The organism is Bradyrhizobium sp. 21 (assembly GCF_023073335.1).
In the GTDB taxonomy this organism is placed as follows: domain Bacteria; phylum Pseudomonadota; class Alphaproteobacteria; order Rhizobiales; family Xanthobacteraceae; genus Bradyrhizobium.
Genome location: NZ_JADPJG010000019.1, coordinates 118,398 through 130,853, shown reverse-complemented (window position 1 = coordinate 130,853; position 12,456 = coordinate 118,398). Strand labels below are relative to the sequence as shown.

General features: G+C 66.0%; 7 protein-coding genes. 2 read left to right on the top strand and 5 right to left on the bottom strand.

Going from position 1 to position 12,456, the window contains the following annotated elements; genetic code table 11:
• Positions 1–32 precede the first annotated feature (32 nt).
• From IVB31_RS19700 to IVB31_RS19685, 4 genes are all read right to left on the bottom strand, one after another.
• Positions 33–914 carry an NAD(P)-dependent oxidoreductase gene (locus IVB31_RS19700; RefSeq protein ID WP_247325380.1) on the bottom strand — a complete coding sequence of 294 codons (882 nt, stop codon included), beginning with the start codon at positions 912–914 and terminating at the stop codon, positions 33–35.
• Positions 914–2,045 (bottom strand): peptide chain release factor 2 gene (gene prfB / locus IVB31_RS19695; RefSeq protein ID WP_247325379.1). Its coding sequence is split into 2 segments (ribosomal slippage): positions 914–1,975 and positions 1,977–2,045, totalling 1,131 coding nucleotides; the frame shifts between segments, so codons are not numbered across the junction. Before prfB ends, IVB31_RS19700 begins: the two co-directional genes overlap by 1 nt.
• Before the next feature lie 112 nt (positions 2,046–2,157).
• On the bottom strand, positions 2,158–4,659 hold the full coding sequence (locus IVB31_RS19690; protein WP_247325367.1) for a penicillin-binding protein 1A: 2,502 nt from the start codon (positions 4,657–4,659) through the stop codon (positions 2,158–2,160).
• 268 nt (positions 4,660–4,927) lie between these two features.
• Positions 4,928–6,220, bottom strand: a complete 1,293-nt coding sequence (locus IVB31_RS19685; RefSeq protein ID WP_247325366.1) for an N-acetylmuramoyl-L-alanine amidase — start codon at positions 6,218–6,220, stop codon at positions 4,928–4,930.
• Between the two features lie 704 nt (positions 6,221–6,924).
• Between IVB31_RS19685 and IVB31_RS19680 the strand changes: the two genes are divergently transcribed.
• Complete coding sequence (locus tag IVB31_RS19680) at positions 6,925–9,999, top strand: ribonuclease E/G (protein ID WP_247325365.1); 3,075 nt, start codon at positions 6,925–6,927, stop codon at positions 9,997–9,999.
• Positions 10,000–10,066: 67 nt separating this feature from the next.
• Here the strand turns inward: IVB31_RS19680 and IVB31_RS19675 are convergent, their stop codons facing one another.
• Positions 10,067–10,750, bottom strand: a complete 684-nt coding sequence (locus tag IVB31_RS19675) for an XRE family transcriptional regulator (protein ID WP_247325364.1) — start codon at positions 10,748–10,750, stop codon at positions 10,067–10,069.
• Positions 10,751–10,958: 208 nt separating this feature from the next.
• Between IVB31_RS19675 and IVB31_RS19670 the strand changes: the two genes are divergently transcribed.
• Entirely contained in the window at positions 10,959–12,455 is a 1,497-nt protein-coding gene (locus IVB31_RS19670; protein ID WP_247325363.1) for an amidase family protein, read from the top strand.
• Position 12,456: the final 1 nt, after the last annotated feature.

The window sequence follows — 12,456 nt, the reverse complement described above, 5'->3', positions numbered from 1 at the left end:
CGACCGAGGCTGCCCCATGTTCAGGTACTCGGCTAGGAGGGCATCTTCGGTCGCGATACCAACTCGATCATCTTGCCTTCGTCGTCGTCAGGCATCGCGGCCTTCGCTTGCGCGTAGGCCTCCACCGCGGCGCGCCCGACCAGCGGCTTGTCGGCCAGCAGGCTCTCGGCGAGCTTCACCGCGTAGGCGGCATCCTTGTGCCGCAGCGCTGCCGTGAACGTCGCGCCGCTGAAATCGCGGGCGACCATGCGCCTGGAGTGGCGTTGCACCTGCGGGCTCGCGGCAACGCCAGCCTGGATCGAGTCCAGTACGAGGTTCATGTCGAGCCCGGCCTGCTCGGCAATGGCAAGCCCCTCGGCGAGGCCGGCGATCTGGATCGCGCCCATCAGGTTGTTGATCAACTTGTAGACCGTGCCGGCGCCGACCGCGCCGAAATGGCGGATGGTCGAGCCGATCGGTGTCAGATAGGGCCGCGCGCGTTCGAGATCGGCGGCATCGGCGCCGACGAGCAGCGTCAGCTTTCCGCTCGCTGCCGCATCCGGCAATCCCGTCACGGGGCAATCGATATAGATCAGCCCGCGCGCGTTCATTTCGCGGCCCATCTCGCGCGCATGGTCATAGGAGACGGTGGAGCATTCGATCGCGATGGTGCCTGATTTCGCCGTCTTGGCCGCGCCTTTGGGCCCGAGCCAGACCGCGCGCGAGGCCTCGTCATCGGCGACCATGGTCACGACGGCGTCGGCGTCGATCGCCGCGTCCTCAGGCGAGGTCGCCCACTGCGCGCCGCGCGCGATCAGGTCTTCCGCCTTGGCCTTGCTGCGATTCCACAGCGTCACCGTGAAGCCGGCATCGAGATAGCGCCCGGCCATGCCATGGCCCATCCGCCCAAGCCCGATGAAGGCGATCCGGGGCATCAGTCTACGTCCTCGATGTCGGCGCCGGGTGTGCCGAAGGCGCGCTGCGCCAAAGTCGCGGCCATGAACTCGTCGAGATCGCCGCCGAGCACGCCTGATGTGTCGGAGGTCTGCACACCCGTGCGCAGATCCTTCACCATCTGGTAGGGCTGGAGCACGTAGGAGCGGATCTGGTGACCCCAGCCGATGTCGGTCTTGGCGGCCTGGTCGGCGGCGGCTTTCTCTTCGCGCCGCTTCAGCTCGATCTGGTAAAGCCGTGCGCGCAGCATGTCCCAGGCCTGCGCCTTGTTCTTGTGCTGGGAGCGGCCGGCCTGGCAGACCACCGCAACGCCGGTCGGAATATGCGTCAACCGCACCGCGGATTCGGTCTTGTTGACGTGCTGGCCGCCGGCACCGCCCGAGCGCATGGTGTCGACGCGGACGTCGGATTCCTTGATGTCGATCTTGATGGTGTCGTCGATCACCGGAAATACCGCGACCGACGAGAACGAGGTGTGTCGCCGGGCGTTGGAATCAAATGGCGAGATGCGCACCAGGCGATGCACGCCGGCCTCGGTCTTGAGCCAGCCATAGGCATTGCGGCCGGAGACCTGGATCGTGGCCGACTTGATGCCCGCCTCTTCGCCGTCGGACTCTTCCATGACCTCGACCTTGAAGCCGTGGGTCTCGGCCCAGCGCGTATACATGCGCAGCAGCATCTGCGCCCAGTCCTGGCTCTCGGTGCCGCCGGCGCCGGCATGAACCTCGAGATAGGAATCGAAGCCGTCGGCTTCGCCCGACAGCAGCGCCTCGAGCTCGCGCCGCGCGACTTCCTTCTTGAGGTTCTTCAGTGCCGTTTCGGCTTCCTTGACGACGCCCTCGTCGCCCTCGGCTTCGCCGAGCTCGATCATGCCGATGTCGTCTTCGAGCTCCTGCATGACCTTGCCGATGCCGGAGAGCGAATCCTCAAGCGAGGTGCGCTCCTGCATCAGCTTCTGGGCCTTCTGGGGATCGTTCCAGAGGTTGGGATCTTCTGCGAGCTTGTTCAGCTCAGCGAGGCGCGCCGTCGATTTCTCGACGTCAAAGATGCCTCCTCAGCAGCCCGACAGACTGCTTGATCTCTTCTACCAACCGTTCGATTTCGGCGCGCATGTGGTTCTCTGGTCTCGCGGAATTGGTTCCGCGTCTGATTGCAACGGGGATGTAGCGGCGGCGGCTGCAAAGCGCAACCGCCGGAACCGCGATCGTCCGTCTTATCCGCGGCCTAGTACAGCCCGCCGGTGCCGGGGCGCATGAAGAAGCCGGAATCCGGCTGCTGCTGCTGCGACGCCGGCATGCGGCCGTCGGCGTCAGCTACGCCGATAACCGAGTAATTGTCCGGCGGCGCCGTGCCCGGCTTGAAGGCTTCGAGGATGGTTCCACCGGACTCGCCGGGGCCGGCGCGCATGCCGGTCTTGGAGACGACGCGGACCAGCTTGATGCCGGCCGGCACCTTGAACGGAACCGCGGGCTTGTCGGCGAGCGCGAGCTGGAGGAAGTCGCGCGCGATGGGAGCGGCCAGATGGCCGCCGGTCGCGGCGTTGCCTTTGCCGAGCGGACGCGGCTTGTCGTAGCCCATATAGATGGCGACGGCGACGTCGGGCGAGAAGCCGACGAACCAGGCGTCCTTGGCCTCGTTCGTGGTGCCGGTCTTGCCGGCGATCGGCTTGCCGACCTGCTTGACCACGGTCGCGGTACCGGCCTGGACCACGCCTTCCATCAGCTCGGTGATCTGATAGGCGGTCATGGAATCCAGCACCTGCTCGCGGCGGTCGATCAGCTGCGGCTCGTTCTGGTTCTTCCAGCCGCCCGGCGCGTCGCAGCCGCGGCATTCGCGCTGGTCGTGCTTGAAGATGGTGTGGCCGTAGCGGTCCTGGATACGGTCGATCAGGGTCGGCTTCACCCGGCGGCCGCCATTGGCCAGCATCGAATAAGCCGTGACCATGCGCATCGCCGTGGTCTCGCCGGCGCCGAGCGCGTAGGAGAGATAATTCGGCAGCTCGTCATAGACGCCGAAGCGGCGCGCATATTCGCCGATCAGAGGCATGCCGATGTCCTGCGCGAGGCGCACCGTCACGGTATTGAGCGACTGCCGCAGCGCGTTGCGCAGCGTCACCGGTCCCTGGAACTTGCCCGAGGAGAAGTTTTCAGGCCGCCAAACGCCGGCGCCCTGGCCCTGGTCGATTTCGATGGGCGCGTCGAGCACGACCGTCGAGGGCGTATAGCCGTTGTCGAGCGCAGCCGAATAGACGATCGGCTTGAACGACGAACCCGGCTGCCGATAGGCCTGCGTGGCGCGGTTGAACTGGCTCTGGTCGAACGAGAAGCCGCCGACCATCGCCAGCACGCGGCCGGTCCAGGGGTCCATCACCACCATCGCGCCGGACACTTCGGGGATCTGGCGCAGCCGGTACTGGCCCTCGACAGGGGTGCCGTCCTTGTAGAGCGGATCGGCATAGATCACGTCGCCGGGCTGGAGCACCTGCGACACGGCGCTCGCCGCCCTGCCCTTCGTAGCTCCCGAGGCGGCCCTTGCCCATTTGATGCCGTCGAGCGTGATCAGGCCGGTCTCGCGCTGCTTGCTCACGGCGCCGCCGAGTTCGCGGGGCGGCTGGAAGCCGATGCGCGCCGACTGGTCGCTGGTCTCCAGCACCACCGCCATGCGCCACGGCGAGATGTCGGAGAGTGATTTGATCTCGGCGAGCTTCACGCCCCAATCGCCCGACGTGTCGAGCTTGCTCATGGCGCCGCGATAGCCCTGCTGCTCGTCATAGTTCACGAGACCCGCGACCATGGTCTTGCGCGCCATGACCTGGATCTTTGGATCGAGCGTGGTGCGGACCGAGAGGCCTCCTTCGTAGAGCTTCTTCTCGCCGTAGCGCTCGAAGATGTCGCGGCGAACTTCCTCGGCGAAATATTCGCCGGCGAAGGTGTGGGCACCGTTGGATCGGCTGGTGACGGCCAGCGGCTCCTTGCGGGACTTCTCCGCGTCAGCCTGCTTGATCCAGCCGTTTTCCAGCAGACGGTCGATCACGTAGTTGCGGCGCTCGATGGCGCGGTCGCGGTTGCGGACCGGATGCAGCGTCGCGGGCATCTTCGGCAGCGCCGCGAGATAGGACGCTTCCGCCACCGTCAGCTCGTTCACCGACTTGTCGAAATAGACCAGCGAGGCGGCCGCGATGCCGTAGGCGCCAAGGCCGAGATAGATTTCATTCAGATACAGCTCGAGGATCTTGTCCTTCGAGTAGGTCTTCTCGATGCGCATCGCCAGCAAGGCTTCCTTGATCTTGCGCGCGAAGGAGACCTCGTTGGTCAGAAGGAAGTTCTTGGCGACCTGCTGGGTGATCGTGGAAGCGCCCTGCGGACGGCGGTTGGAACCGTAGTTCTGAATGTAGGCCACGCCGGCGCGCGCCATGCCGGTGTAGTCGATGCCGCCATGCTCGTAGAAATTCTTGTCCTCGGCCGCGAGGAAGGCGTTGATCACGAGCTTCGGTACCGCCTGGATCGGCAGGTAAAGCCGCCGCTCCTTGGCGTATTCGCCGAGCAGCGAGCCGTCGACCGCGTGCACGCGGGTCATCACCGGCGGCTCATAATCCTGCAGCTGAGAGTAGTCCGGCAAGTCCTTGGAGAAATGCCAGATCAGGCCTGCCACGGCCCCGACACCGACAAGGAACAACACCGTTCCCGCGGCGAACAGGAAGCCCATGAACCGCACAAGCAAGCGCATTATGTGTCTATCCGTTCAAACTCTGGATCAGCCCAGTATCAGCCCCATGGGACCTAAAAACTGGCACCCAAAACTGGTGCCAACCTCACGTCGCGAATTCATCGACCTACGCAATCACATCAAGGCCGGACCTAAAGACGCTTGCCGAGCGGGATTCTCTCCGATTCCGGAACCCCCTGCGGCATTTTTATAAAGCGACCGCTGTGGCCAAACTAGGGCTTTTGCGGCGGGACGGAAAAACCCTTTCAATTCGAAGATTCCCGGGCCGTCAATTTGACGATCCCGCCGTGGCCATTCGCTTGGCCAAGAAGCCATCAATAGCCTGCGCCATCGCGCCCACGGCCTTGGACCGCCAGCCCTCGGAGACCAGATGCTCGAGGTCGCCCTTGTTGGAGACATAGCCGATCTCGACCAGCACCGAGGGCACATCGGGCGCCTTCAGGACCCGGAAGCCGGCCGACTTCAGGGGATGCTTGTGCATCCGCACCGTCGACTTCATTTCGCCCATCAAGAGGCGGGCAAAACGGCTTGAAAAGGTACGCGTTTCCCGCTGGGTGAGGTCGATCAGGATGTCGGCGACATCGGTCGGCTCCTCCGCGAGGTTGAAGCCGGCGATGGCGTCCGCGCGGTTTTCCGCGTCCGCCAGCCGCTGCGCCTCGGCGTCGGAGGCTTTGTCGGACAGCGTGTAGATGGTCGCGCCCTGCGCATCGCCCTCGGCACGCGGCAGCGCGTCGGCGTGGATCGAGACGAACAAGGCCGCCTTGAGGCCGCGGGCGACTTTCACCCGGTCGTTGAGCGGGATGAAGGTATCGTCGTCCCGTGTCATCACCACGCGGTACTTGCCGGTCTTTTCCAGCCGCTCGCGCAGCGCCACGCCAAACGCCAGCACCAGATTCTTCTCGCTCTCGCCGCTCGACTGCGTGCCGTTGTCGATGCCGCCATGGCCGGGATCGATCACGACCACCGCGCGGCCATCGGCCTTCTGCCCGGCTTCAGGATGCGCAGATGCGGGAACCGTCGCGGGCGGCGGGTCGGCAATTGCCGGCCGCAGCTCAGGACGGATTTCCGGAGCCAGCGACGATACGAAGGCGGTGCGATCGACCTCTTCGAGCTCGAGCACGAGCCGAGCCGGCTGACCGTTGGCGGCCTCCACCACATAGGAATTGGCGATCTTGGCCGGCCCCGTCAGGTCGAACACGATTCGGGATCCGCCGGGCATCACCAGACCGTAGCGGAAGGCCTTGACCAAGCCCCGTCCCCCGGCCCCGGTGCCCGCGGGGAGTTGAAAATTGACCTGGGGGACGTCGATCACCACCCGATACGGCTCAGCCAAGGTGACGGCGCGGAAGGTCACGGCCTGGTCGATGTCGAGAATAAAGCGCGTCTGCTTGCCGTCGCCGGCCAGCCGGGCAGCCGAGGCGGTTGGGAAACCCGCTGATGCAACAGAGGGTTGGGGCGGACTTTCCGCTGCCTTCAGGCGCGAGGAATCAGCACATGGCAAGGCCGCGGCGCAAAGAAGCGCGCATCCCAGCAAGACCCTTTGATTTGCGCGGCTCGCCACCGATTCCGTGCCTCCGAGCAGCCTTTTTAAGGCAATAGAACCACAGGGTTAAACGATCCTTAATGACAGATGCGCGAAATTCGCTGACTGTGACCGCCGTGCGACGCTCCCTTGCACGGATGGCCCATTCCACGTATGTACGGAATGCTGACGGCCGATATTTCCGGTTGTGTCGCATTCAGCCTCCCGGTGCAGCGCCGGAACTCTCAAGGTTTGGGAATTCCAGCGTTTTTCCGTTCCCCTCTAAGTCCAGCGCGGTGCGCGGCAGCGAGGTGGAGCGGGGTAAGCCCCGGCGGCGGACGGTCCCCGGGTACCACCACGTTTCCGGGACGGTTCTGACAGCGGCGCAACCCGTTACCCGGTCCCTTAATCCCAAGGGAGCGGTTCGTAATCCCAAGGCGAGCGCGCTCGCGCCATGCCTGGCCAGCAGCAACTGATTGAAGGGCGGCCTCGCCGCCCAGTGTTTCATACGGGCCGACGCTTGATGCGCCAGACTGTGCCGACGAATTCTGAAGGACCATTCGCGACGCTGCGGAGTGACAATTCCGCGCGCCGCTTCGGTCCTGAAGCTTCCGTTTCGGCAAGGCGCGAGAGACGGCGTTTCGGCCTTCCCCTCAGCCCCGAATCAGGTGGACCGTCGCGTCACCCGGCAGCGCTCTTCGCGCCCACGGTGAATAGCGCCCGCCGCCGCCAAGAGTTAAGACATGCCCAACAAGATGTTGATCGATGCCACCCACCCGGAAGAGACGCGGGTCGTCGTGGTCCGCGGCAATCGCGTCGAAGAGTTTGATTTCGAGACCGCGCAGCGCAAGCAACTCCGCGGTAATATCTACCTCGCCAAGGTCACGCGGGTCGAACCCTCGCTCCAGGCCGCCTTCGTCGAATATGGCGGCAACCGCCACGGCTTCCTCGCCTTCAGCGAAATCCATCCCGATTACTACCAGATCCCGGTCGCCGACCGGCAGGCGCTGATCGAAGCCGAGGAGCAGGCCCATCGCGAGGCCGAGGAAGAGAGCGAGAACCGTTCCCACGGCCGCCGCCGCTCGCGCCATCGGAACTCGCGCCGCCGCAGTCAGGGCGAACGCGTCCGCAGCGACGTCGTCGAAGGCGCCGATCCCGCGGCCCAGCCGGTCCAGGGCGAAGCTCTGCCCGACGGCGCCTTGCACGAGGGTGAGCACCTGCACGCCGGCGAGGAGCATCACGGCGAGCACGAAGGCCACGATCATCACGGTCACGGCGATCACGACCACGAACATGGTCACGACGATCATCATCATGCCCATGGCGACGATCATCACGCCCACGATCATGACGACCATGGTCATCACGACGAGCACGATCATCACCACCATGATCATGCCGACGAGACGCCGGCGCCTGTCGCAGCAATCGGCGCCGAGCCCGCGGTCGCCGCCGAGGCCGTTGCCGAGTCGCAGGAGGTTCCCTCCGAAGTACACACCGAAGATTTCGCCGAGGCCGTGACATCAGCCGCTGAACCTGCCGACGCCGTGTACGCCGCCGGCGAGCACGCCGAGGCTCCGCATCACGATTCCGACGCGACGGTTGAGGACGACGACGACGAGGACGAAGACGACGAGGAAGCCGAAGAGGAAATCGTTGAATCCGTCGGCGGCGACGATGCGCTGGAGGAAGTGCCGGAGCGCACCTTCCGTCCGCGCCGCCAATACAAGATCCAGGAAGTCATCAAGCGCCGCCAGGTAATGCTGGTGCAGGTCGTCAAGGAAGAGCGCGGCAACAAGGGCGCGGCGCTGACGACCTACCTTTCGCTCGCCGGCCGCTACGCCGTATTGATGCCGAACACCGCGCGCGGCGGCGGCATCAGCCGCAAGATCACCAGCGCCCAGGACCGTTCGCGCCTGAAGGAAGTGGTGCAGGATCTCGACGTGCCCGAGGGCATGGGGATCATTCTGCGCACGGCGGGTGCCGCCCGCACCAAGCCCGAGATCAAGCGCGACTTCGAATACCTGATCCGGATGTGGGAGACGGTGCGCGACATGACGCTGAAGTCGCAGGCCCCGACCCTCGTCTACGAGGAAGGCTCGCTGATCAAGCGCTCGCTGCGCGACCTCTACAACAAGGAGATCGACGAGATCCAGGTGGCGGGCGAAGCCGGCCACCGCGAAGCGCGCGACTTCATGAAGATGCTGATGCCCGCCAACGTGAGCGCGGTGAAGCAGTATCGCGACGGCCAGCCGCTGTTCTCGCGCATGGGCGTCGAGAGCCAGCTGGACGCGATGTTCTCGCCGACCGTGCAGCTGCGCTCCGGCGGCTACATCGTCATCAACCAGACCGAGGCGCTGGTCTCGATCGACGTCAACTCCGGACGCTCGACGCGCGAGCATCACATCGAGGACACCGCGCTCAAGACCAATCTCGAGGCCGCCGAAGAGGTCGCCCGTCAGCTTCGGCTGCGCGACCTCGCCGGCCTGATCGTCATCGACTTCATCGACATGGACGAGAAGCGCAACAACCGCGCGGTCGAACGCAAGATGTCCGATTGCCTCCGGCAGGACCGCGCGCGCATCCAGGTCGGACGCATCTCGCATTTCGGCCTGCTCGAGATGTCGCGCCAGCGCATCCGCGCCAGCGTGCTGGAATCCTCGACCGATCCCTGCACGCATTGCGGCGGCACCGGCCACGTCCGCTCGGTATCCTCGGTGGCCCTGCAGCTGCTGCGCGGTCTCGAAGAGATTTTGATGAAGGGCGCGACCCACAACCTCGTGGTCCGCACCCGCACCGACGTCGCGCTCTACGTGCTCAACCACAAGCGCGGACATCTGCGCGACCTCGAGAACGGCTTCAAGGTCACGCTGGCGGTCATCGCCGATCCCAGCGTCAGCGGACCGCAGGCCTATCTCATCGATCGCGGTGAGCAGGTGCATACGCTGGAAGCCGCCAAGGCTCTGCTGGTGGCGCAGGCGGCCGCAAGCCCGCCGCCCCTGCCCGAAGAAGCCTATGACGACGAGGAGTTCGATCCGGAGACCGAATCCGAGGTCGAGACCGAGGAGACCGAAGGTCTCGCCGAGGAGCAGACCGCAGGCGACCCCGCTTCCGAGCAGGACGGTCAGCGCCGCAAGCGTCGCCGTCGCCGTCGCGGCCGCGGTGGCCAGCGCGACGAGGAGCCGCGCGAGGATGGCGCTGCCGCTGTTTCCGAGATGGCCGTGTCGGCCGGCGAAGGCGAAGAGGATGCCGAGGCCGAGCTGGACGGTGAGGAAGGCGAGGATCAGGCGGGCCAGGCCCGTGGCGACCAGCAGAGCGCAGACGCGCGCCGCCGTCGGCGCGGCCGTCGCGGCGGACGCCGTCGGCGCGGCGCTGGCGAGGAAGGTCTCGCCGGATCCATCGGCGACGAGCTTGCTGCCCATGCGCCGCCGGAAGCGACCGACGCCGTCGCCGATTTCGACGGTTTTAGCGGCGAAGCTGCGCCCTCGATCGCACAGGCCGAACACATCGCCGAGCCTCGGGTTACCCAGCCCGAGCCGCGCGCCGAGGCGCAGAGTGAGGCAACGGCTCAGCCTCAGCCCGCTCCTGCTGTCGCAGAAGAAGAACCCGGCGACGACAAGGCCGGACGCCGCCGCTCCACGGTCCGGGAAAAGGTGAGCTTCCTGTCGAGCAGCCAGAGCGAGCCGGCACCGGTTGCGCAGGCAGCCGAACCAGTTGCCCCGCCGGCTCCGGAGCCCGCGCCGGAAGCGGCAAGCGAAACGTCGGCCGCACCGCGGCGCGCCGGCTGGTGGTCGCGCCGCTTCGGCGGCGGCGAATAAGACGAGCCCAAGCAAAAACGCCCGGCCTTGGCCGGGCGTTTTCCGTTTCGCGCTCTCTTTGCCGACTTCAGGGCGACCGCGGATCGTCCTCGACCGGCGCCACGTCGCGCGCTGCGATCCGGCGCAGCTGATCATAGAGATCGGGCGCCTCGCTGGTGCAGAGGCAGACGCCTTCCGCAGAGGGCGCATCGCCGGCGTTGAGGTAGGCATGGCCCATGGTGCTGTCGAGATAGATGCCGTCGCCCTCGCGCAAAATCTCCGGCGCGTAGAACTCGGTGTGGACGGTAACGCGACCGCGCGTCACCAGAAAATATTCCTCGCCGGCGTGGCGCAGCAGCGGGCCGAACTCCTCCAGCGAGCGAGCCCGGACTTCGGCCAGGATCGGCACCATGCGTTTGCCGATCAAGTCGGTGCATTGATACGTGTAGGTGTAGAACCCGGTCGTGATCACCTGCCCCTGCCCGGCGCGGCTGATGCTCCGTCGCGCCGTGACCGGCCGGCTCTGCTCGCGACGCGGCGGCGCCGGGTTGAACAGTTCGGCGATCTCCATCTTGAGACCTGAGGTGAGCTGCAACAGCTTGTCGTAAGTCAGCGACATCAGGCCGTTCTCGACCTTGGACAGCGTCGATAGCGCCATGCCGGTCCGCTCCGCCACCTGCTTGAGCGTCAGTCCCCGCGCCTGGCGGGCTGCCTTGAGGCAGTGGCCGAGCTGGGAATTGGCGCCCTCCGGCGTCGTCATGATCAAGCTCATCCAGCAAGGCTACCACGGCGGCGGAAAAGTTGTTGACCGATCCATCTAATATTTTCGGGCCGAGTCCGACCCTGGGTTCCCCATTGATCGCCGTTCGGGCAGACGCACCAGCATTTGTGCATGAAACAGCTGGATCTGACGAATATTCGTGCGCAGCACCAAGTTTCCGATATGCTAAATCGTTTTCAAAATTTGAAAGGGATTGGCATTGTCCGAACTTTGCGATTCCGGCGCCGTTGAGCTGCGCCGCCGCCTGGCTGCCCGGGACATCTCACCCGTCGAGCTGCTGGAGTCCTGCCTGTCGCGGATCGCCACCGTCAATCCCGCCGTCAACGCCGTCGTGACGCTGGACGAGTCCGGCGCTCGCACTGCTGCCAAGGAAGCGGAGGCCGCCCTCCTGCGCGGCGAGGATCGGGGCGCGCTCCACGGGCTCCCCGTTCTCATCAAGGACACCCAGGACACCGCTCGCCTGCGCACCACCTATGGCAGCCCGTTGCTGAGGGACAACGTCCCGGTCGCTGACCAGGGTTCGGTCGCACGGTTGCGCGCGGCCGGTGCCGTCATCTTCGGCAAGACCAACACACCGGAATGGGCGGCCGGCGGCAACACCCGCAACCCCGTGTTCGGCGCGACCGGCAATCCCTTCGATCCCCTGCGTTCGGCGGCCGGCTCCTCCGGCGGCTCGGCGGTGGCGCTCGCCTGCGGCATGGCCCCGCTCGCCTCGGGCTCGGACACCGGCGGCTCCTTGCGCAACCCGGCGGGCTTCGCCGGCATTGTCGGAATGCGCCCGTCCTACGGCCTTGTCGCCAGCGAGAAGCGCGCGTTCGGCTGGTCAAATTTGTCGACCGACGGGCCGATGGCGCGCAATGTCGCCGACACCGCGCTGATGCTGTCGGTGATGGCGAGCGACGATGCCCGCGATCCGCTCGCCTACACGCTGCCCGGCGAGCCGTTGCGCGCACGCGCCGAGCGCTGGGCTGCCCCGCGCCCTGCCGAGCTCGGCAGGCTGCGCCTCGCCTTCACCGACGACTTTGGTTTCGCACCGACCGAGCAGGCGATCCGGCGCGTGTTCAGCCATCGCGTCAGCAAGCTTGCCCCGCTGTTCGCGCAATGCCGCGAGGCGACGCCGGATTGCTCCGGCGCCGACGACGCCTTCGCCGTGCTGCGCGCGGGAATGTTCCTGGCGCAGCACGGCAAGAACTACAAGGAGCGGCCCGAGATGCTCGGTCCCAATGTCCGCGCCAATGTCGAGGAAGGCCTCGGCTATACGCTCGAAGATCACGCGCGCGCCGCGACGACGCAGACGCGGATCTATCGCGCCTGGCAGAGCTTCTTCGAAACGACCGACGTGCTGATCAGCCCGACCATCACGCTCAGCCCCCGGCCGTGGTCGGAGCCCCATCCCGCCGAGATCGACGGACACCCTACGAAATCCTATTTCCACTGGCTCGCGCTCGCTTATGCGGTCACGCTTCCCGGCCATCCCGCGATCAGCATTCCGCTCGGGCTCGATGAAGCCGGGCTGCCTTTCGGCCTCCAGATCGTCGGTCCGCGGGGCGGCGATGCCGCCGTTCTCTCGGTGGCCGCGAGCGTTGAGGCGGCGTTCGCGGGCGACGCGCAATTGTCCCGGCCGGTGCCCGATCTGGCCCGGCTTGCAGCGGCGCCGCCGCTGTCGGCCACGCCGGGCTTCCTGACCTGGGAATAAG